Origin of the sequence: Bradyrhizobium sp. F1.4.3 (assembly GCF_040548375.1) — a bacterium.
Taxonomy (GTDB): Bacteria; Pseudomonadota; Alphaproteobacteria; order Rhizobiales; family Xanthobacteraceae; genus Bradyrhizobium.
In genome coordinates this window covers 149,957-171,401 of the sequence record NZ_JBEPRN010000013.1, presented here as the reverse complement: position 1 = coordinate 171,401, position 21,445 = coordinate 149,957, and the positions used below count along the sequence as shown (strand labels likewise).

19 protein-coding genes and 1 tRNA gene are annotated in these 21,445 nt (G+C 58.8%); 11 read left to right on the top strand and 9 right to left on the bottom strand.

All coding sequences use genetic code 11. The features are described from left to right. The first annotated feature begins 89 nt into the window (after positions 1-89). Together ABIB73_RS27735 and ABIB73_RS27730 are read left to right on the top strand one after the other, a co-directional pair. Positions 90-1,067 (top strand): thioesterase domain-containing protein, encoded by a 978-nt coding sequence (locus tag ABIB73_RS27735; protein WP_354229131.1) that lies wholly within the window; start codon positions 90-92, stop codon positions 1,065-1,067. Between the two features lie 210 nt (positions 1,068-1,277). Then, positions 1,278-2,441: a WecB/TagA/CpsF family glycosyltransferase gene (locus tag ABIB73_RS27730; RefSeq protein ID WP_354229130.1), complete on the top strand. Its 1,164-nt coding sequence runs from the start codon at positions 1,278-1,280 to the stop codon at positions 2,439-2,441. Here ABIB73_RS27730 and ABIB73_RS27725 read toward each other — a convergent pair. Then, positions 2,421-3,473: an ExeA family protein gene (locus tag ABIB73_RS27725; protein ID WP_354229128.1), complete on the bottom strand. Its 1,053-nt coding sequence runs from the start codon at positions 3,471-3,473 to the stop codon at positions 2,421-2,423. The genes ABIB73_RS27730 and ABIB73_RS27725 overlap by 21 nt on opposite strands. Positions 3,474-3,638: 165 nt before the next feature. Here ABIB73_RS27725 and ABIB73_RS27720 point away from each other — a divergent pair, with 165 nt between their 5' ends. Both ABIB73_RS27720 and ABIB73_RS27715 read left to right on the top strand, forming a co-directional pair. Continuing rightward, on the top strand, positions 3,639-4,991 hold the full coding sequence (locus ABIB73_RS27720) for a GumC domain-containing protein (RefSeq protein ID WP_354229126.1): 1,353 nt from the start codon (positions 3,639-3,641) through the stop codon (positions 4,989-4,991). A 33-nt stretch (positions 4,992-5,024) separates the two neighbouring features. Continuing rightward, entirely contained in the window at positions 5,025-5,837 is an 813-nt protein-coding gene (locus tag ABIB73_RS27715) for a CpsD/CapB family tyrosine-protein kinase (RefSeq protein WP_354229124.1), read from the top strand. Positions 5,838-5,950: 113 nt separating this feature from the next. On the opposite strand, the gene ABIB73_RS27710 is transcribed toward ABIB73_RS27715, so the two are convergent. The 3 genes from ABIB73_RS27710 to ABIB73_RS27700 all read right to left on the bottom strand — a co-directional run bounded on the left by ABIB73_RS27710 (position 5,951) and on the right by ABIB73_RS27700 (position 8,957). Beyond that, positions 5,951-7,246, bottom strand: a complete 1,296-nt coding sequence (locus ABIB73_RS27710; protein WP_354229122.1) for an outer membrane beta-barrel protein — start codon at positions 7,244-7,246, stop codon at positions 5,951-5,953. 179 nt (positions 7,247-7,425) lie between these two features. Continuing rightward, positions 7,426-8,013, bottom strand: coding sequence for a polysaccharide biosynthesis/export family protein (locus tag ABIB73_RS27705; RefSeq protein WP_354229120.1), 588 nt, complete (start codon positions 8,011-8,013; stop codon positions 7,426-7,428). A 161-nt stretch (positions 8,014-8,174) separates the two neighbouring features. Then, on the bottom strand, positions 8,175-8,957 hold the full coding sequence (locus ABIB73_RS27700) for a 4'-phosphopantetheinyl transferase family protein (RefSeq protein ID WP_354229118.1): 783 nt from the start codon (positions 8,955-8,957) through the stop codon (positions 8,175-8,177). Between the two features lie 795 nt (positions 8,958-9,752). Between ABIB73_RS27700 and ABIB73_RS27695 the strand changes: the two genes are divergently transcribed. Further along, a complete protein-coding gene (locus ABIB73_RS27695; protein ID WP_354229116.1) occupies positions 9,753-11,204 on the top strand; it encodes an undecaprenyl-phosphate glucose phosphotransferase in 1,452 nt (483 codons plus the stop codon). Between the two features lie 294 nt (positions 11,205-11,498). Here the strand turns inward: ABIB73_RS27695 and ABIB73_RS27690 are convergent, their stop codons facing one another. Continuing rightward, on the bottom strand, positions 11,499-11,963 hold the full coding sequence (locus ABIB73_RS27690; protein WP_354229114.1) for a hypothetical protein: 465 nt from the start codon (positions 11,961-11,963) through the stop codon (positions 11,499-11,501). Between the two features lie 295 nt (positions 11,964-12,258). Between ABIB73_RS27690 and ABIB73_RS27685 the strand changes: the two genes are divergently transcribed. Then, on the top strand, positions 12,259-12,456 hold the full coding sequence (locus ABIB73_RS27685; RefSeq protein ID WP_354229112.1) for a hypothetical protein: 198 nt from the start codon (positions 12,259-12,261) through the stop codon (positions 12,454-12,456). Positions 12,457-12,723: 267 nt separating this feature from the next. Here ABIB73_RS27685 and ABIB73_RS27680 read toward each other — a convergent pair. Continuing rightward, a tRNA-Val gene (locus tag ABIB73_RS27680) sits at positions 12,724-12,798 on the bottom strand. Positions 12,799-12,871: 73 nt separating this feature from the next. Continuing rightward, a complete protein-coding gene (gene cpdR, locus ABIB73_RS27675; protein ID WP_007597092.1) occupies positions 12,872-13,231 on the bottom strand; it encodes a cell cycle two-component system response regulator CpdR in 360 nt (119 codons plus the stop codon). Between the two features lie 352 nt (positions 13,232-13,583). Between cpdR and ABIB73_RS27670 the strand changes: the two genes are divergently transcribed. The 3 genes from ABIB73_RS27670 (at position 13,584) to ABIB73_RS27660 (ending at position 16,786) form a co-directional block, all read left to right on the top strand. Further along, on the top strand, positions 13,584-14,474 hold the full coding sequence (locus ABIB73_RS27670) for an N-formylglutamate amidohydrolase (RefSeq protein WP_354229110.1): 891 nt from the start codon (positions 13,584-13,586) through the stop codon (positions 14,472-14,474). Between the two features lie 546 nt (positions 14,475-15,020). Continuing rightward, entirely contained in the window at positions 15,021-15,803 is a 783-nt protein-coding gene (hisN, locus tag ABIB73_RS27665) for a histidinol-phosphatase (RefSeq protein ID WP_354229108.1), read from the top strand. Positions 15,804-15,820: 17 nt separating this feature from the next. Next, positions 15,821-16,786, top strand: a complete 966-nt coding sequence (locus tag ABIB73_RS27660; RefSeq protein ID WP_354229106.1) for a Bug family tripartite tricarboxylate transporter substrate binding protein — start codon at positions 15,821-15,823, stop codon at positions 16,784-16,786. A gap of 92 nt (positions 16,787-16,878) precedes the next feature. On the opposite strand, the gene ABIB73_RS27655 is transcribed toward ABIB73_RS27660, so the two are convergent. After that, entirely contained in the window at positions 16,879-17,769 is an 891-nt protein-coding gene (locus ABIB73_RS27655) for a LysR substrate-binding domain-containing protein (RefSeq protein ID WP_354229104.1), read from the bottom strand. A gap of 95 nt (positions 17,770-17,864) precedes the next feature. Here ABIB73_RS27655 and ABIB73_RS27650 point away from each other — a divergent pair, with 95 nt between their 5' ends. After that, positions 17,865-18,617 carry a sulfite exporter TauE/SafE family protein gene (locus ABIB73_RS27650; RefSeq protein ID WP_354229103.1) on the top strand — a complete coding sequence of 251 codons (753 nt, stop codon included), beginning with the start codon at positions 17,865-17,867 and terminating at the stop codon, positions 18,615-18,617. A gap of 6 nt (positions 18,618-18,623) precedes the next feature. Here ABIB73_RS27650 and ABIB73_RS27645 read toward each other — a convergent pair whose 3' ends face one another. Then, entirely contained in the window at positions 18,624-19,256 is a 633-nt protein-coding gene (locus ABIB73_RS27645; protein WP_354229101.1) for a LysE family translocator, read from the bottom strand. A 227-nt stretch (positions 19,257-19,483) separates the two neighbouring features. Here ABIB73_RS27645 and ABIB73_RS27640 point away from each other — a divergent pair, with 227 nt between their 5' ends. Then, positions 19,484-21,274 (top strand): adenylate/guanylate cyclase domain-containing protein, encoded by a 1,791-nt coding sequence (locus ABIB73_RS27640; protein WP_354229099.1) that lies wholly within the window; start codon positions 19,484-19,486, stop codon positions 21,272-21,274. Positions 21,275-21,445: the final 171 nt, after the last annotated feature.

Genomic DNA, 21,445 nt, shown 5'->3' with positions numbered 1-21,445 from the left:
AGTTTTTTAAGCCATCCGTTTTTAATTTTTTGCGCGGTTATAAAGACCCAAGAGGACTTTATCCGTACTCAAAATGAATGCTGGAGTAAATGAACACCCTTTGCTCTATCGGCGGAAGCCAAACAACAACGAGACAGTCCTCAACTCCCTCGTTGCCCTCCGCTTCGGCGTCGGAAGCACGTCCGGACCGCAGCAACGGTAGCGACACTGTGGCTGAGCTCCAACCAGCATGCAAATTTTTACACCTTCGCCCAATCCGCGCAGCCGGTAGTCGACCTCCTCTCATTTGCTTCTTTCCAGGACCGCCGGGTGCGCGTGACCTTGCCGCAGCACTACCCGAGGATCAACCAGTCTACGAAATCTGGTGGCCAAACGTGGATAACGAGAGCCGTTATCCAAGTGTGGAGGAACTTGCCGATCTATTTGTCTCCGAGATTCGCAAACTGCAACCGCATGGGCCCTTCCAATTCTGCGGCTATTCGACATTCGGCCTTGTTGCGTATGAAATGGGCCAACGCCTCCTGGCTCAAGGCGAGGACGTTGGCTTCCTCGCACTATTTGATATCTGGCATCCACAATTTCTTCAGTCGCTGACCCCAAGGGAGATGGCTCGCTATAGAATCCTGCGGGTCATCGATCGCCTTGGGAAATATCGCCGAATCCTCATGAAAGGCGGAGCCAGTGAAGTAGCGTCGAACTTGGCTCGGTTCGCGTTCAATAAGGCAAAGTCGATTGGCTGGCGCCTTTCCCAAAAAAGGTTGAGCGGCGCCGGCCGGCCCGTGCCGAAACCCCTGCAGATTATTGCGTCAATCGAGGCCAACAAAGCCTATGTTCCGCCGCCCTATCCAAGGCGGTTCATCCTAATCCGAACAGAAGACCTGCTCGACAGAAAGCTTAAAGATCACGCCGTGGGATGGAATAGTTGTGCGCCTCACGGCATCGATTTACATTTTGTCGAGGGTGATCACGGCACCATTAAAGACAAGCCCTGTGTTCACGGCTTAGTTCAAAAAATCGTTCCATATCTCGCCGCGACACAGATCCAATGCTCGGAGGGTGCGCCTTGAAAGTGCAAGACATTGACCGGATTTAAAATATTGCTGGCAATTGGCCTGCGGCCATAATATAGAATTCTTAACAGGGTTTTAAGATTTATTAAATATTTGGTTCCAGAACCGTTAGTTAAAATGATCAGTTTGGACGTAGCGCACCCGGCAAGTGGCTTTGACCGTCGGAGATCGTCGCCGGCCGGAGCAGGTTTCATTGGGGGAGCCGCGTTGAGCGACGGTTCGTCGGCGTCCCCTACAGATGCGCCACTGTTGTCGTCCAATCTCTCGCGTGAAGTTTATTGCATTTTAGGCGTCCCGATCGATGCCCTCGATCTCCCGGCTGTTGTAAGAAGGCTTGAAAGCGCGGCCGCTCAGCGCGCGACGTGTCTCGTGTCCACGCCCAATCTGAACTTCCTGGTCAACAGTCTTTCGGATCCTGAATTTCGACAATCGCTCCTTGATAGCGATCTGTGCCCTCCAGATGGCATGGCAATCATCTGGATTGCACGGCTTATCGGCCTGCCGATCCGGGAGAGGGCGTCAGGGGCCGACCTTCTTGACCGCCTCCGGGCCAAAGCGACAGGTGTGCACAGACTCTCACTGTTCCTGTTTGGAGGAGCACCAGGTGTCGCCACTGCTGCGGCAAAGGCATTTAACGCCGGCTCAAGCGAGCCGAAATGTATCGGAACGATGGATCCGGGCTTCGGCGAGATCGATGAACTCAGCGCTGACAATATAATCAATGTCGTAAATTCAAGCGGCGCCGACTTCTTGGTCGTATCTCTTGGCGCCAAGAAAGGGCAATTGTGGCTCCAACGGAACCATCATCGCCTGAAGATTCCTATCCGCGCCCATCTAGGTGCGGCGATCGGTTTCCAGGCGGGTGTGCTCAAGCGGGCTCCGCCGGTTGTGCGCGCATGCGGCTTTGAATGGCTATGGCGCATTAAGGAGGAGCACTATCTCTGGAAGCGCTATCAGCATGATGGTTTTGTCCTGCTGCGCCTACTGCTCACCCGAGTTTTGCCACTTGCCGCGACGAATCGCTGGCATCAACTGCGTCAGAAACTGCGGCCTCGGGAACTTTCGATTGTGAAACTTCAGGAGGACGAGAGGTCGATCAAGTTCGCGCTATCCGGAGTCGCGCTGCAAACGCATGTTTCGCGTGCTTCGAAGCATTTCGAAGAAGCTCTGGCTAGCGACCGGAACGTTATCATTGACCTTTCGCGAACGCAGACCATCGATGCACGCTTCTTTGGCATGTTGATGATGCTGCACAAGGAACTAACCAGCCGAAAAGCCAAGCTGAGGTTTACCGGCGTCACCTGGACAATCAGGAAACTTTTCCAGCTGAATGAGCTTGAATACTTGCTGTCACCGGAAGCTGGATCTTAGGTTCAACTCGGTAGCTAGAGGTCGACCTTCCTCGGCTAGCTCCATGCCGAATGAAACCACACCAAATTGCTCCTTGTTTTTCATGACCAAATCCACGATTTCGGTCGTGATCGACTTGGCTTGCGCAGCATAGCCGTACACCAAAGCTGTATCGCAAATAACATTTATCGTACGTGGGATTCCCCGGCTAACTCGGCCGATAAGTGCACAAGCTTCATCCTCGAACAGCTTTTCGCTCGAGCCTACGGCACCCAAACGGAAATTGATGTAATCGGAGACCTCGTCAACACCCATTGGCTTGAGGTGAAAGTCAGACGAGATTCGTTGCGCGAATTGGAGCAGTTGCGGGCCACGCAACGTGTCCCGTAATTGCGGCTGCCCGACAAGAATAATCTGCAGAAGCTGCCGCTTGTCCGTATTGAAATTGGAGAGCATTCGAAGCTCTTCGAGTGCCTCCATCCCCAAGTTCTGCGCTTCATCGACAATCAGAATTATTCGCCGATCTTCGGCAGACTGATCTAGAAGAAATTTTTGAAATTGCTTGAACAGCGCTGGATAGGCCCCTTCGAACGGCAAATTGAGCGACATCATCACCCACGGCAGAAATCCGTCTTGAGGGCGCGGCGTATTTGAGATGACGCAAGCGGTAATGTGGTCATCGAGGCGCCGCAGCAGGTACCGGACCAATGTCGTTTTTCCACATCCGACCTCGCCAGTGATCACCGTAAAGCCAGCACTGTTCATTACCCCGAACTCGAGCATGGCAAACGCCAATCGGTGATTCTGACCCCAAAAAATCAAATCCGGATCAGGCAAGATGGAGAAGGGCTTCTCCCGAAACCCATAAAATGACTCATACATCCGCAGAGCCTTCAGAGAACGCGGCATGATTGCCGACAAACAAGAACGAATAGACCAAGCCCACTCGAAATGGAAATCTTCTTGGCGGGGTTGATTAATCAATATTGCCGAGGAGGACGACGAGATTCCTCCAACCGACGAGAAAATCCGCTGCGCATCGGTTCCATTCACCGAAGAGGTATGGGGGAATATGTCGCGTTAATCATTGATGATTTTTTGCTTGTTCTCAAATTGGGGAGGACTTATACGTTTAGTTGGGCGTGCGGGGCAATTGGTCGCCTTGAAAATAAGCGCTAGATTGGGGGGTAAGCTAATTTTAATCCGAGGGTTCACGCCGTGCTTCAGACCGTTGGCTCGCATCAACCTTTCGCCCCCAATGAGCCTGACTTTGCCCCTGACCAAGGGGCAAGCTTAAATCTTGGTCGGTTGTTTGATGTTTTTAAGCGCAGGTTTTTTTTCTTTCTTTTCCCATTTGGAATGATCGCCATTGGCGGCATGCTTTTCGCCGCGCTTCAGAAGCCCAACTATGTTTCTGAAGGCAAGATTCTTCTTGAAGCGCAACTCCTGGCACCGGACATCGTCAGACCTGTTTCCAGCATGTCAGCGCCGGAACGTGTTCAACTCCTTCAACAGCGGGTCCTTACGCGCGACAAACTTCTGACTGTCGCCAGGAAATTCGCTCTGTTTCCCAACAGCGCTGATGTTGTGGAAACGATGCGCAGCAGCATCCAATTCAAGCCCGTGGTCGCGGATGCTCAGGTACGCATGAGCACGCTCACGATCGCTTTTACGGTTGGTTTCGAATACCCAGACCCAGAACTCGCAATGGAAGTCGCGAACGAGTTGATTCGCGCGATAGTGAGTGAGGACGATCGCGCTAGAAGCGACCGGGCGGCGGAGGCCGTCAATATCCTTGCGGATGAATCGAGGGACCTTGAGAACAAGCTCGAGGACACGCAAGCACGGATCATCGAGGCGGCTCGGCGACCGGCTGACACCTCGTCGACGATATCCGATCAGCAGAAATCGCAACTCGCCACGCTGGGAGCCCTTCGGGCCGAATTGGCTCAGAAGATGTCAGTCTATTCGGAAGCACATCCTGCCGTGATATCTCTGAAAAAAAGAATAGCTCTGATGGAGAAAAGCATCCAGGAGCCTCCACCGGTGGCCGCGCAAGCTAGACCATCTCAAATCGATGACTTAGAGGCATTGAAGCGGCAACGGGAGGCAGTTGAAAAGCGGCTCTCGGACGCGAATGCAAAACTCACAACGGCTCGTCTCACTCAAAAGATCAGTCGAGACCAGCAGGCCGAGCGGCTGCAGGTGATCGAGGCGCCGACGCTACCGCAAAAACCCCTCAAATCGAATAGGTTGAAGCTCGTTGCGGGGGCTCTTGGTGCAGCCTTGGTGCTTGGCATTGGCTCAGGATTGGCGGCAGAGTTCCTCAACGGGTCCATCCGGGGCCCGGAAGCGCTGGCTGGATTGATTCCACCATCGCTCACCGTCTGTATACCGTACATCGAAACGACGGGCGATATTATTCGAGCACGCGCGAGATTCGTCTTTGGTGCGGTCTGCGTGCTGATACTTCTGGCGATACTTGCCGGACTTGCCGCTGCAATCGTTTTCCATTGGCCGATCGAGCAGTCGAAGGCTTGGTTCGATTTGCACGTGCTAGCCCGCCACTAGCTCTTTCGAGATTGCGATAGCAGGAGGCATCGAATGGAAGACATTCGCCAAGCAGTGGAGCGTGCAAAGGCAGAGCTAGGGTCGCACGGCGCTCCCAGATTTGGTACCACGAGTAATCGGCCACGCCACGATGCACCAACTGAGCGAAAGACGCCGCTTCGACAAGTGACGCTCGAATCTTCCTTTCTTCAATCGCGCAGGATCGTTGCTCATGATGGAATGGACCCTCGTTCGCTGACATTTGACATTCTGCGGACCGAAGTTCTGCGATCGATGGACTTCAAGGGCTGGAAAACGTTGGCGATAACGTCTCCGACGCCGGGATGCGGCAAGACCTTTCTGTCTATCAATTTGTCTCTCAGCATGGCACGAGAGCCGGAAAGACAGGTATCGCTGGTGGATTTCGATCTTCGCAGGCCACAGATCGCCCGTACTTTAGGTCTGAAGGGTGGAGATGGAGTCATAGACGTCCTGGAGGGACGCAAAGACCCGGACGAAGCGACTATCAATGTACGCGTCGGCAGCAGCAACTTGGAAGTGATGCCGACTACATCCGGCTCCAACGCATCAGATCTTGTGTCATCAAGCGCAACGAAACAGTTCCTGGACGGGCTCTCTCGTCGCGGACAAGCGCAAATCGTCGTGATTGACTTGCCCCCGCTCCTGACAGGACACGACGTGATCTCGGTCCTGCCGCACGTTGACTGCGTCCTCCTCGTTGCGGCCGTCGGGACCTCGAAAGTCTCGGAAATCGAGCAGTGCAAGAAGTATCTGCAGGCCACGGACATGGTGCGTTTTGTCCTGAACAAGGCTCCCTCGGGCACCGCGCACGGATATTATTACTGAGCACAACTCGCCGAGCGGTGCGGCGGACTGACAAGCGGCGACCACCCCTGGGTCGTTCACGTGAGCTTTGCCTACGCCAGGGGCAAGCCACAAGCTTTCGACCCACTGATAGCTCAGAACTTGTAGAGCGCCCCCATCGAGACGTAGTTGCTCTTTGAGCCCACCAGGGGCGCATTGGATTGAAGATTCGTGTATCGATATTCCCAAGTAAGAGACGTGTCACGCCGGATGTCATACCGAAGCGTTCCGTTGAATATCCAGGAATTGTCCAGTCTGGTGCCGTCGACATATTCGATGCGGCTGTAGGACACCAAACAGTCCGCGGACCACAGTTGGCTGATCTCATAGCTGGATTGCACGGACGCAGATGCGATCCGGGCCGATGCTGTAGTCGGTATCTGAACCGCGACAACGCCGGGAAGGGCAAGAGCGAGATCAGTCGCTGCTGAACTCGACGCGATGTTGTTCGTTATGTCGACGGTTCCGGTAAGTGTCCACTGGCGAAATGGTTCGTAGCTGATACGCCCTCCATAGACATCCCCGCCTGCCGTGGCGTGCCCACCGATGCCGGAGCTATCGGAGCCCTGATGACCGTAATACGCCGAAAGGCGAAAGAGGCCGATCCGGCTCGTCCCAATTCCGCCGACAGCGCGGTGCGAGGTTGTTGAAACGGGCGTTGACGTAGGCGTTGCGTCAAGTGCCACGTTGCCGACAACACCTTCCGAATAGATGTAAAACAGTGGGCCAAGCCAAAACCCGGCGCGCTCGGTAAAGGTTCTGCTAGAGTTGTTCGGCAGACCCTGCCCTTCATATTCGGTCCGCGCAGCGGAGCCCGATAGGGTTAGGATGCCCCTATTAAAAAGTTTCTCCACCGTGAACGTCCCGGTGTAACGATTACTTGGATTCACCAACAATGGAAGGACACTACTGGTTGCCGGCGTCGATTGCCCAACCACCTGACCTGTCGGGGAACCGGTCGTTCCATTTGGCGGAGGCGTATTGCCGTTAGGCACAACGGTGGAAAGCGGGGCAGTCTGAGGTACCTGGATCGCGCTCTGCAGAGTTGAGGCCCAAGTCCGACGAACGTAGTTTGCGTCGATCGTGAAGTTCAAATCCCGCATGGCCTCGTATCTTTGCGAAAAGCCAGCCCGTCCATCCAGAGTATTGACCTCGTTGGCGTCCGGATAAACTTGGCGATCGAGATTTCCGTACAATGTCGTCGTGTGAATTCCATTGGTCCAGACTGCGACGAGGCCCGGCGTAACTCCGATCCCAGGCGATGCTATGCCGTTTCGGGGAGCCTGGAAGAGGTTGTCTGAGTACAGCGAATAGGTGCGCAACGTGGGATAGAGCAGCCAATCATTGACTGTAACGGCGGTAGGATCTCTTGCCGGAAGCCTCTTGACCACTGGAACATCGAGGGGCGGTTCCTGTGCCAGGCTCGTCGAAATCAACGCGAAGCAAAAAAATGCAGCCCACGCAAAACAGGAAGCTACCTTTCGGAGTTGAATGGAACCTAGCTGGCGCATTGACTACCGGAAGCCGTCCGTCGAGCTTCAAAAAAAGCGAGCAAGGCTACACGGGGACTTCAGAAGTATCTTTCCGGAATCCGAATAGTATCCCCCGGCGCGATTACGACCGCCTCCGACAGAGGATACTCTTTCCATATGTCGTCACCGAGGTGCCTAATGAGGACCACCGACTTGCTCGCGCGATAAGTGAATCCGCCTGCCATTGCAACGGCGGCATGCACGGTGAGACCACTTCGGAACGGGTACTCGCCAGGGGTCGACGCCTCGCCCAATACATAGAATGGCCTAAACTGGACCACCGCCACGGTCACCTTGGGATCCTGCAGGAAGCCGCCGCTACGATACCTTGCTGCAATCTCGCGGCCCAGATCGACTTGCGACCGCCCCGCAGCTCTTATGGCACCGACCAAGGGCATCGAAACGCTGCCGCCGGGATTAACATCGTACTCGCCCGTGAGCGATTCTTCGCCATACACGGTGACCTTGATCCGGTCGCCAGGACGTAAGCTGGATGCAAGCCCAGCGCCCAACGACGGCCTTACCGGCTGCGTTTCAACTTCGACAGGACCGTAGTCAGTGTAGCATCCGCCCAATTGGAGGGCTGCGACAAATACGACTGCCAGTTTCGAATATTTGGACAGCATTAGCCCCGCTCGCAAATCGCCGCGAATATGCCCTAAAATTCTGGGCTCCGCGTGCAATCCTATCCGTTTCGCGCGGCCAAATCTGTGTCCGTTTAGTCACATTGGGAAACTTCAATCGACGGGGACACACTATCGCGGCGATTACGCCGTCCCGATACACATCACGTTATCAATGGTTTACCCAGATTCGGCAATTCAATGTGCTCTAATGTTCCGCGGCTGAAGTGCCAATCTTGCCCCGCCGCTATCAGCGCGGCCTCGTGGTATTGACCAACATTCAAGGCGAACAGCTTCCATCTGCTAGCTTCCGTGGGATCAGGCCTGGTCGTCAGCAGGCCCGGCGCCTCTCCTGGAAGAAAGGCTACCTCAAAGTCGTTGAGAGGTAACGAAATACCCTGACCCTTTGCCTTGACGTACGCTTCCTTACAGGTCCAACAAGCAAAGAACGCCTTGTAAAGAACAGGCCCGGTCAAACAAGCCAACTTCTCGGCCTCGGTCGTTGAGAAGAACCGCTTCGCTAGATCCGCGACATCTATGTCCGTTCGAACCCTTTCCACATCCGCACCGACCGCTCGACCTCTCGCAAGGGCTATGAGAACACAATCACCCGAATGCGAAACACTAAACTGCAACTCAGAGCGGTAATCGGTCGCTAGACTAGGTTTACCGAACTCGTCGTACTCAAACCGCAATTCCTCGGCACGCAAACCAATTGCCCGCCCCAGCAATAGCCGCAGGTATCCGCGACCGATAATGCTACGCTTGGCATCTGCGATGCTGCGAAATCGGCCTGCGCGCTCTCGCTCGCCAGGGGAAAGTAATTGGTACAGGCTGGCAAGACGGGCCCGCGAGACGTCTAAAGTAGAGTGCCAGACGCGCACTTCATCGCTGGACAGAATGCCTGGGCGGGTACACTCGGCCACATCTTTATGTTTTGCATTCACCCTTCAATTCCGAAATTCTAGAACACGATATCGTTGCGAGGTCCCTCTGGCTTCTGCACAGCACGCGACAACGGGAGTCCTGAATGAAGGTTAAGCAGCCAAGCACGAGGGGAAATCTTGTTCCGGCAGACAATTCCACCCGGTTTCGGCTGTCGAGGCAAACCCTTGGCAGGGTGTTTCTTTTGGCCATCATATGCCTCGCTTCCAACAGCGGTGCGAACGGTCAAACAACGCGGACCAATCGGTCTGCCGCTCCGACAAGCCCGTCCTTGCCATCCTCCTCCTCGACTAGTCCAAACAGCCCTTGCGACGCCTCCAACCCTACCAGTCCTTGTTTCTCGGCCAAGGCCCCCGGCAATCCTTGTTACTCCGCGGTGGGGGACCCCTGTTCGAAGACCACCACACCTGCATCCACAGTTCCCCAATCACAGCCAGCAGCTCGTCCGTCCCCACTGCAAATTCGTGCCATTACCATCGACCAGGCGCGTGCGGCCATCGAAGCTGCGGGGTATTCGAAAGTCGAACAATTGCGAAAGGACGCGGAAGGGGCCTGGCAGGGCAACGCCGAGATGGAGGGCAACAGTGTGAGCATCACGCTTCATATCGACGGAAGTATAACGAAAAACTAGTCCAGCCTCTCTGACGGAAGTTTTATGAAAAAATGCTGCTCGCTGGAGCAAAAACCAGATTGCGCCACTTGACCAGATATGGTTATAATTTACTGATTTTAAATAAATTATAAAATTCAAAATTAAATAGACGAATACCGTACATTTTATAAATCGGGTGCTTCCGTTGACAAGCACGTCAGACATTCGCGACGGCAACAATCAGTTTGCAGCATCGCCTCCGCTGAATTTCAGCATTTCAAGCGAGGCTATCCCATATATTTTGTCCACGGTCGATTTCTTGACGGTCTTGCTGTCCAGCTTGATCGGCGGGCTCGCATACCAGTTTGCGGTGGGCAATACCGTACCTAGCTGCCTCCCATATTGTGCCGCCGGATCTCTCGCCGGCGCGATTTACGTCCTCCGGATGAGCGGGAGAGGATTCTACAGATTTCCCTACGGCGGCAAGCAGCGGGTTGAAACTGGGAAAATTCTGTCTTGCTGGTGTTCGACCCTGTTATTGCTTGCGTTCGCGGCACTGATTTTCAAGGTTGGCGCGGAATATTCCCGTGGCTCATTTCTGACCTTTTGCTCGGTCGGACTGCTCGCGTTGGTGGCGCTTAGGAAGGCCGCCAAGCTAACTCTGGCGAGCGCGGTGTCTCGCCGCGCCATTGATCGAGGTCGCACCGTCGTACTCGGCGTATTCGACGAGATGCGGGGACAAGAGGACTTGCTATCCCACTTCGGCGCATCAGAGATCAAGCGCTTCGTACTCACTGCGCCTGGCCCCTTGTCAAGCGGACCTGAGGATATTGGCACTATCGGTTCTGTCGCTGATTTCATTAGGAACAGCAATTGCCGCGAGGTTTTACTCGCGCTCCCCTGGACAGACACCAAACGCATCGAGTTCGTGCGCAATCAGGTTAAAGCCTTACCCGTGGCCGTTCGCCTGCTACCGGATAAAAACGCCCAAACACTTTCCGGCCCTATGTCGCTCGATAAAATTCTTGCACTCACGGTCAACATTCAGAATGCTCCGTTGAGCGATCGTGAACGCCTGCTCAAGCGCATGCTTGACGTTCTGTTCGCGACATTAGCGCTCATGTTCTTCGGACCAATCATGGCCATCACCGCGGTTGCGATCAAGCTCGATAGTCCCGGCCCCGTGATCTTCAGACAGCACCGGAAGGGATATAATGGAAAACACTTCGTCATATTCAAATTTAGGACTATGACCGTTGAAGAAAATGGTTCTGTTGTTGCTCAGGCAACGCGCGAAGATCCGCGGATCACAGAAATTGGACGAACGCTACGCTCGCTGAGTATCGACGAGCTGCCGCAGTTATTCAACGTTCTGAGAGGAGAGATGTCTCTGGTAGGGCCGCGTCCCCATGCCTTGGCGCATGACAATCACTTTGAAAAGCTCTTGAGCGATTATGCCCTCCGGCATCACGTCAAGCCAGGAATTACCGGCTGGGCTCAATGCAACGGAGCGAGGGGTGAAACTCCTCAAATCGAACAGATGTCCGCGCGCGTAAGGCTGGATCTTTGGTACATCGACAATTGGAGCCTTAAGCTCGACCTTCTGATATTGATCAAGACCTTTATTGAGGTCCTGAGCAAGCGGAATGCCTATTGAGCTATCGAAGGCGGATATCGAGGGAGCCCTCAACTATCCATCTTGGGATCGTGGAGTTGAGTTCCTCATCGGGCCGGTTATAAAAGCAAGAGCGAACCTGAGAACCAGGCTTTCTTTCGCACCTTACAGCGACATATGAAGCAGGTGGCCTCAAGTGGTTTCGCAGTTTTTCAAGCTCAGGTCGCTTTGTCGGTTTCCGTGCGGGAGTTGAATCCGCAGGTGCCACTATTTTGTTCGAGTTCGCGGTGGCGAATACGACGGCTGTTGGCCGCTCAAGTAATGCCGCACTCGCCTTTAAGCGTTGGGAAAACACTTCGCCCATCCAAAAGCCAGCTCATCACGCGTCCTCTCGCCCCGCATCAATCTATCGTAGTCTTCAAACCCAATCCTCACTCCGTCCATTAGTGCCCACGCATCTCCAGGGCATTTCAGCCGGAGCCACAATATCTCGGCGTTGGGCCTGTCAAATTCCGAAATGAGGGCTACGAGCGCGCTCACTCCGTATTCGCTTCCGATGTCCATACCAGCACTTTGGAAGGCTGCATCGGTAAATCCATAGATGTAGCCGAGCGCCTTAACGTTCGCCTCACCAGTTTTGCGGATTAGCCTCACGTCACCTGTTAGAGCGCGCTGCACGTGGAGAAATTTCGCCACGGACAACCCGGTCTCCCGATAGCTTTCTTCCCCCGCGGCGTCGGCTCCTGGCCCGCTTACGAGCTTGAGGGCGCGACGCTGCATGACCCACTTCTTGAAGCTCATTCCCATCGCCTTGAAGACCGGATCGCGTCGAGTGGACCTTGGAAGCTCGAAGCGTGCGTGGCGGAGAAGCATAATCGAGCGGTGAGCTTGTCCAGCTCCACTCCGCCCCAGTTACTGAACCTTACCAGTTCACGAAAGCCAAGACAAAAGGACTAAGCAGTGGCAGAGAAAGGATGCCTCCTCGAAGCCGATCAATCACGTTCTCCAGAGGGCATTAGCTATCCCTCAATGTCAACGCGATGGGGCCGATGCCGTCGCTGCCGTCATGGTTGTTGCGCGCCTGTCCGACGCCAAGATGAAGAATCCCAAGCTCAAAGGCATCATCGGCCCACTGAAGAATGCTATCAACGCCGCCTTGCCGCTGGTGACGCCGCTCGATGGCGTTGAGCGTGACGCCATCGCGAAGCACTGGGCCGGCGGCCCGGTGCGCCGCCTGCGCCGTATCGTCGGGGGCCCCCCGCGTGAGCGCGACATCCGCGCATCAAGGAACTGATCATGGAGGAATACGGCTGCAGAAAGCACAACGGTGGAGAGCTGCGTCGGGGCATCGCCTATCAGCATTACCGGATCATGCGTTGGAGCGACGACCGCGCACCAAGCTGCGGAGCGATCAGCACGCAATCAAAGCGGAGAGAGCGCACGCATTTGGGCAGCGGCCCAATCCGTATGGGCAGCCCGCACCAAAATCAGCCTTCGTAGAAATTTCGTGGAAATCACCTTCTCGCAGACCGGCGCCAGCCGGCTAAGTCATTGGAGAAGATGGTGGGCACGACAGGGATCGAACCTGTGACCCCTACCATGTCAAGGTAGTGCTCTCCCGCTGAGCTACGTGCCCTAAAGTCGTCTAGATCGGGTCGGGTCCCTATAACGGCTCAGGGGAGCGTGCGCAAGGACGCTCAACGGCCGATTTAGGCCGCCAGCATCTTGTTCACTTCGCTCACCAATTCGCGCAGGTGAACGGGCTTGGACAGCACCTTGGCGTTCTTGGGGGCGTCCGAATCCGAGTTCAGGGCGACCGCGGCGAAGCCGGTGATGAACATGATCTTGATGTCCGGATCGAGTTCCGAGGCCCGGCGGGCGAGCTCGATGCCGTCCATCTCCGGCATCACGATGTCGGTCAGGAGCATCTCGAACGGCTCTTCCCGCAACCGCTGATAGGCGGCCATGCCGTTGTCATGAGACGAGACCTGAAAACCGGCGTTTTCCAGCGCCTTGACCAGGAAACGGCGCATGTCGTTGTCGTCTTCGGCGAGCAGGATTTTTGGCATGGCAGGAACGTCGAATCCCCAAGGCATGAGCAGAGGTCACTAAGCCCGACAGAGGGTAAATTTCGGGTGAAAATCTTTACCCTGGGCCCGGCCGGTGCGGCCCCGTTGTGAACCCGAATGCGGCACGAATCAATCGAGACGCTCGCTGCGATCCCCGCCTCGATGCCCGCACGGTTAAGACATGTTCCAGCGCCGATCACACTTTTTCGCTTGGCAGAATGGTTGCGATTCCGGACAATGACGACACATAAGAGCCGCTCGACCGGCCGAATCATTGTGTTCGGGCTTTTGCCGGGGACTTGCCGGATCGTGCGGCGCCAAGCCTGAGAATTAAGGGACGAAGCCTGAGAAGATGACCCGGTTTGACGGCGACAAGTCGCCAGCCTTCGAGATCGTGGAGCCCGCCGAATGGCGCGCACCGATCATCTTCAACTCGCCCCATTCCGGCTCGACCTATCCGGACGATTTCCTGAGCGCCTCGCGGATCGACCTGCCGACGCTGCGGCGCTCGGAAGATTCCTTCATGGATGAGCTGATCGGCCATCTCAGCGAGCGCGGCTTCCCGACCGTGCGGGTCAATTTTCCCCGCTCCTATGTCGACGTCAATCGCGAACCCTATGAGCTCGATCCCCGGATGTTCACCGGACGCTTGCCGAGCTTTGCCAACACCCGCTCGATGCGGGTCGCGGGCGGGCTCGGCACCATTCCGCGCGTGGTGGGCGACGGTCAGGAGATCTATCGCGAGCGCATCCTGGTCGACGATGCGCTGGCGCGGATCGAGACGCTCTACAAGCCTTACCATCGCGCGCTGCGCCGGCTGATCAACAAGGTGCACCAGATGTTCGGCACCGTGGTGCTGGTCGACTGCCACTCGATGCCCTCGGTCGGCGTCTCGCGCGACGAGCCGCGCCGGCCCGACGTCGTGATCGGCGATCGCTACGGCACAAGCTGCACGCCGCTCCTGCCAGACCGGGTCGAGGAGACCATGACCGGGCTCGGCTATTCGATCGGCCGCAACAAGCCCTATGCCGGCGGCTTCATCACCGAGCATTACGGCAACCCGGCGAGCGGCCTGCACGCGGTGCAACTCGAGCTCAACCGCGCGATCTACATGGACGAGCGGCGGCGCGAGCGCAGCCCGCGCTTTGCACAGATGGCCTCTGACTTCGGAGTGCTGGCCGACGTGCTGGCGACGACAATCCCATTCGGCGATCTCGGCCCGTTCCAGGCCGCGGCGGAATAGGCGCGCGCACCGTCTCAGCGCGATCACGTCGCGGATCTGGACCAGACGCAGCAACGAGCACATCCAGCGCCAAATCTTCGCTTCGCGTATTCGCGCGCTTGAAGCGAAGACAGAGGTCCAAAGAAAAAAGGGCCGCTTGTGATGAACAAGCGGCCCAAGTCTAGGGAGGAAACGCCCAAGGAGGGCAGCGGTAACGCAGAGCGCTACCGCACCGCAACAATATGCGGCCGCGACGCACAAAGTGCAAGGGCTTTTGAGCCGTTTCCCATGCAAAAACACATGGCTCATTTGCTTCCAGAGAAACCCAAATTCAGTTTCTTTGATAAGGAAATTCAATGGGTTGATAGTCGTTTGCATACGAACGAGGCATAGTCGGAACTAAGTTTTCAACTCAATGATCGATATTTGGCCAGCATATGGCTCGGATAGGGCAGCGGTCATCCGCATTCAAAATACCAGGGTGCAAATCGAGACAGCGCTGCACGCAGTGGGCGATTTGAGCTAGGCAGGTGCGAGCTTCACCGACTTTCGTTTTGAGGATGCGCCGTGACGGTGATCGATTTCTCAGCCTTCATCGGACGGCTCGCCACTGCCTCCGGCGAAACCATCCTGCCGTTCTTCCGCACCTCGCTGTCGATCGACGACAAGAGCAAGACCAAGGATTTCGATCCGGTCACGGAAGCCGACCGCGCCGCGGAGGCGGTGATGCGGCGGCTGATCAAGGCCAACTTCCCCCAGCACGGCATCGTCGGCGAGGAATTCGGCAATGAGCGCGAGGACGCCGACTATGTCTGGGTGCTCGACCCCATCGACGGCACAAAGTCCTTCATCGGCGGCTTCCCGATCTGGGGCACGCTGATCGCGTTGTTGCACAAGGGCGCGCCGGTGTTCGGGATGATGCATCAGCCCTTCATCGGCGAACGCTTTTCCGGCGACAACGGCTCGGCCAACTATAAAGGCCCCTCCGGCGAGCGCCGGCTCCAGGTCCGCCGTTGCGCTTCGCTGTCGGAGGCGACGACCTACACGACGAGCCCGCTGCTGATGAACGAGCGCGACCGCGCCATTTTCGGCCGGATCGAGCAGGGCGCGCGGCTGTCGCGCTATGGCGGCGACTGCTACTCCTATTGCATGCTGGCGGCCGGCCACGTCGATCTGGTGGTCGAGACCGAGCTGAAACCTTACGACATCGCTGCGCTGATCCCGATCGTGACCGGCGCCGGCGGCGTCGTCACCACCTGGGAGGGCAAGCCGGCGCAGGGCGGCGGCCGTATCATCGCCGCGGGCGATGCGCGAGTTCACGAAGAAGCACTGAAACTGCTCAACGGCTAGGCGACTTGGGAGCTTGCATGAAAAACTGGCCTAAGCTTCTCCTCGCAATCCTGCTTCTGTTTCCGACCCTCGCGTCCGCCCAGAATTTTCCGGCCAAGCCGATCAAGCTGATCGTGCCGTTCCCGGCCGGCGGTCCCAACGACATCATCGCGCGGGTGATCGGCCAGCGCATGTCGGAACTGGCGGGCCAGCCGGTGCTGATCGACAATCGCGGCGGCCAGGGCGGTGTGCTCGGTACTGATGCGGTCGCCAAGAGCGCCCCCGACGGCTACACCATTGCCCTCTCCAGCGCCGGCGCGCTCGCCATCAGCCCGAGCATGGAGCAGGTCGCCTACGACACGCTCGCTGATCTCACGCCGGTGACGCTGGTTGCGACTGTGCCGGAAATGCTGGTGGTGGCAACCAACGTGCCCGCAAAAGATATCGGTGAGCTGATCGCGCTGGCGAAAGCACAGCCCGGCAAGCTCAACTTCGCCTCCTCCGGCCCCGGCAGCCTGCCGCATCTCGCCGGCGAATTGTTCAAGCTGACGGCCAGGATCGACATCGTGCATGTGCCCTATCGCGGCGCGGCCCCCGCGGTGAACGACCTGCTCGGCCAGCAGGTGCAGATGACATTCCTGGATCTGCCGGTGCTGTTGCCGCAGGTCAAGGCCGGCGCCCTGCGGCCCATCGCTGTCGGCTCGCCCGAACGCGCACCGACCGCGCCCGACGTGCCGACTACGGCAGAGTCCGGATTCCCCGATCTGCGCATCGAGAACTGGTACGGCATGGTGGTGCCGAAAGGCACGCCGAAGGAGATCGTCGCAGCGCTGCATCGACTGGCGACGCAGGCGATGGCGGATCCGGCGGTGAAAGAGAAGCTCGCCGCGCAAGGCGCGACGCTGATCGGCGACAGTCCGGAGCATTTTCGCGGCTTCATCGCCGAGGAGACCGCGAAATGGGCGAAAGTGATCAAGGACGCCGGGGTGGAGACGGCGAAGTAGCGGCGGTCTTCCTCTCGCTAGCGGGCTTTCCCGCAGACGTTCCCGCACCGTCATGGCCGGGACAAGCCCGGGCATGACGAGTTTGTGGCCCTTCACATCGCCGCCGCGCGCAGATGCTCGACCAGCATCTTGGCCGGCCGCGGCAGCGTCTTGAAGCTGCGCGCGCAGATCACGAGGCGGCGGTTGGCCCAAGTATCGCGCAGGCGGACCATGGCGAGCGGCATCAGCTTGGCGCAGCGGCGGGCGGCGGCTTCGGGCACCAGCGCGACGCCGACATCGGCGGCGACCATCTGGCAGATCGCGTCGAAGTCGCGCAGCCGTGCGCGGAAATGCGGGCGCATCCCGAGACGGGCGGCGTGCTTCGAAATATGGACCTGGAGCGCGGTGGCACTGGTCAGCCCGACGAACTCGCAATCGCCAGCCTCCTGGAAATCGATCTGGCGGCGGCCGGCGAACGGGCCGCGGCGCGACGTCACCAGGGTCAGGCGATCCTCGCTGAAGACGAAGCGCTCGATATGGTCGGGCAGCGCGTGCTCGGCGGCAAAACCGAGATCGGCGGCGCCCGCCGTGATCGCCGCCGCAATGTCGGTGCTCTCGCGCTCCTCGATGTCGATGGCGACATCGCGATGCTCGCGCAGGAAGCCGGCCAGCGCCTTCGGCAAATGCTCCGACAGGCCGGAGGTGTTGGCGAGGAAATAGACGCTGGCCCGCACCCCGCTGGCAAAGCCCGCGAGATCGCCGCGCATGGCCTCAACCTGGTGGATGACGACCCTCGCGTGGTCGAGCAGGCTCTCGCCGGCCGCGGTCAACTCGACGCCGCGGCGACCGCGCTTCAACAGCGCGACGCCGAAGGCGTCCTCGAGCCCCTTGATGCGCGCGCTGGCCGAGGCCAGGGCCAGATGCGACCGCTCGGCGCCGCGGGTGATGCTGCGCTGGTCGGCGACCGCGATGAAGAGCTGGAGGTCGACGAGGTCGAAGCGCATGGGAGCTTCCTCCTACCTCAGCCTTCGCTATATACGAAGGCTGTCTCCGTAACCTCCAGATTGTGCCGGCGCGCGGCTTGGGTCAATGTGGGAACATGATCGACCCTCTCCTCATTGTTATCGCCGCCGTCTTCCTGATCGCCGGATTCGTCAAGGGCGTGGTCGGGCTCGGCCTGCCGACCGTCTCCATGGGCCTGCTCGCGGTAAGCATGGCGCCCAGCCGCGCGATCGCCATCGTGATCGTGCCCGCCATCGTCACCAACATCTGGCAGACCTTTGTCGGCCCCCATTTGCGCGACATCCTGAAGCGGCTGTGGCCGTTGATGATCGGCACCGTGATCGGATGCTGGCTCAATGCCGGCGCGCTGACTGGCCCCTATGCGCGCTACGGCACGGTCGTGCTCGGCGGGCTGCTCATCATCTACGCCGTGATCGGGCTGAACAAGTTCCAGTTCCGTGTCGCGCCGAAGAACGAGAAATGGGTCGGCGGCGTGGTCGGAGTCATCACCGGCGCGATCTCGGCCTCGACCGGCGTGCAAGTGATCCCCTCGATGCCGTTCATGCAGGCGATCGGCATGGAGAAGGACGAGCTGGTGCAGGCGCTCGGCGTGTTCTTCACGACTGCGACGATAGCGCTGGCCTTCAACCTTACCGCGGGCGGCCTCCTAACCCCGGCCAACGCCGTGCCCGGCGCCATCGCAATGGCCTGCGCCTTTGCCGGCATGTTCATCGGACAATTAGTGCGGGCGCGGATGCCGGCCGAGGCGTTCCGCCACTGGTTCCTGATCGCGATGGTCCTGCTCGGCCTCTATCTGGCCGGCAGCGCGCTGCTCAAGGAGTTCGCGTAAAAGAAGTTACCGCGTCTCCAGCATGGCGACGCGGATGCCGAGATAGATGAAGAGGCCGCCGAGAGTCCGGTTGACCCAGGCGATCACGCCCTCGGACTGGCGCAGCCGGTGGGCGGCCCTGGCCGCGAACGCCGCCAGCACCAGACACCACAGCGTTCCCGTGCAGATGAAGATCAGGCCGAGCGTCAGGAAGGCGAGTGGCTTGTGGGCTGCATCGGCTGCGACGAATTGCGGCAGGAAGGCCAGGAAGAACAGCGCGACCTTGGGATTGAGCGCGTTGGTGAAGACGCCCTGGAGGAAGACCCGCCGCAGCGAGTTCCGCCTCGGCTCGTCCTTGACCGCCGCAAGCGCCGGCCGCGACCACAGCATTTGAAGTCCGGTCAGCACGAGATAGGCTGCGCCGACCAGCTTCAGGATCGAGAAGGAGGTGGAGGACGCCATCAGGAGGGCCGAAAGGCCGATCGCTGCTCCCGCAACATGGAAAAAGCAGCCGCAACTGATGCCGAATGCGGCCGCGGCCCCGCCTCGCCACCCCATCTGCATGCTGCGGCCCATGACGTAGACCGAGTCCGGCCCCGGCGTGATGTTGAGCAGTATGCCCGACAGGATGAAGAGCCAGATTTCGTGAATGCCCAGCATGCGAGATGCCCCCGCCGCCCCGGCCGGGCGGTCTCGAGGGATTGGCTTAATCGGTTCGCACCCCGTCGTCCACCGGCGGAATTGCGTGGGATTTGCATCGAATTTGCAATGCGGATCATACTTTCGCTCGGCCCTATCTGCTCTATAAAGGCCGGGATCTTGAAATGCGGGATTCGAGGCGCCTGCCACGCCCTGGCCGGTCCCCGCTCCCTTGGAGCTCCGAGGATATGGAAAGACGTCTGGCCGCCATCGTCTGCGCCGATGTCGCCGGGTATTCGCGCATGATGGGCACCGATGAGGCCGGCACGCATGCCGCCTTCAAGGCCCATCGCAGCGCGATCCACCCCATCATCCTCAATCATGGCGGCCGCGTCGTGAAGAACACCGGCGACGGCTTCCTGCTGGAGTTCCCCAGCATCGTCGGCGCCACTGAAGCCGCGATCGCGATGCAAACGCTGATGGCGGAGCGCAACGACCACCTGCCCGCCGACCGCGCCATGCAGTTCCGGCTCGGCATCCACATGGGTGACGTGATCGCCGACGAGGACGAGGTGTTCGGCGACGACGTCAACATTGCCGTCCGCCTCGAATCCGTGGCGAGCCCCGGCGGGTTCGCGATCTCGGCCAAGGCCCACAAGGAAGCGAGCAAGCATCTCAGCGTGCCGCTGGTCGATGCCGGCAATCATCGCTTCAAGAACATCAAGGATCCGATCGGCGTCTGGACCTGGAACCCCGATGGCGGGCCGACACTTGTGCCCGAGGCGAAGGAGGCCTTGGCGCAGCAGTCGCGGACCGCGATCGTCGGCGTGCTGCCCTTTGCCAATCTCAGCGACGCCCAGGATGAATATTTCTCCGACGGCCTGACCGAGGACCTGATCCACGCGCTGTCGCTGCAATCCTTCTACCGCGTGCTGAGCCGCAACTCGACGTTCGCCTACAAGGGCAAAAATGCGAGCACCCGCCTGATTGCGCGCGAGATCGACGCCACCTATTTGATCCAGGGCTCAGTGCGGCGTGCCGGAGCCAAGATCCGCGTCACCGCCGAGCTGATCGCGCCGGAGACCGGCGAGCAGCTCTGGACCGGCCGCTACGACCGCGACATCGGCGATCTCTTTGCGATGCAGGACGAGATCACGACCAACCTGTCTGCCGCCATCGCCACCGAGATCGTCCGGGCCGAAGCCTCCGCGCCCGCGCGCCCCACCACCGACGTGACGGCCTGGGACCGCTTCCTCAAGGGTCTGTCGCATTACTATCGGCAGACCAAGGAGGATCTGAGCGTGGCCGTCGACCTGTTCCGGGTGGCGATCGCGCTCGATCCGAACCTGTCGATCGCGCACGCCTATCTCGCCACGATCCAGATCCAGAGCATCCAGTTCGGCTGGGTCAAGGGCACGCGCGAGATGTGGTCCGAGGCGATGGGCCTCGCCGAAACCAGCGTCCGGCTCGACCCGCGCTCCTCCTTCGCGTTCTCGATCCTGTCCTGGGCGCACGCGATGGAAGGCCATGACGAGGCCGCGATGGACGCCGCCAAGCGCGCGGTCGCCCTCAACCCCTACGACATGGGCGCGCGCGGCGTGCTCGGCATCTGCCATTTCGTCATCGGCGAGCACCGGCAGGCGATCGAGCTGTTTTCGATGGCCGCGCAGCGCGACAACAGCGACCCACGTTATCAATGGGCGGCGCTGAACGCCTTCAGCCACTATCTCGTGGGCCAGTATGACGCGACCCTGTCGTGGGCGCGCGAGCAGCTCTACGTCAACCCGAACCATTTGCAGGCGCTGGCAATCCGCGCGGCGGCGCTGGCGCAACTGGGACGGACCGGCGAGGCGAGCGAGGCCACCGGCGTGCTCATGGGCAACTACCCGACCCTGAACGTCGACCGGCACTTGCGGAATTTTCACTGGAAGCGGGCCGAAGATCTCGCGCATTACCGCGAGGGGCTGCTGAAGGCGGGCGTGCCGCTCGGCAAGCTCACCCTGGTCCAGAGCGACGTCAAACGCGCCGCCGAATCCTGAGGGCAAGCCGCGCCGGCGGCGCGATCTCACGCCCAGCTTTATTGACACCACAGTGAATTCAGCCACACTTCGTCACACGCGGAAGTAGCATAGTCTTCCGCGGCCGCGCTGTCTGTTTGTTAAAACTTTCCGCGCTTGATCGGCGCGGCTGCTTTTCACGATTCGTTTCTT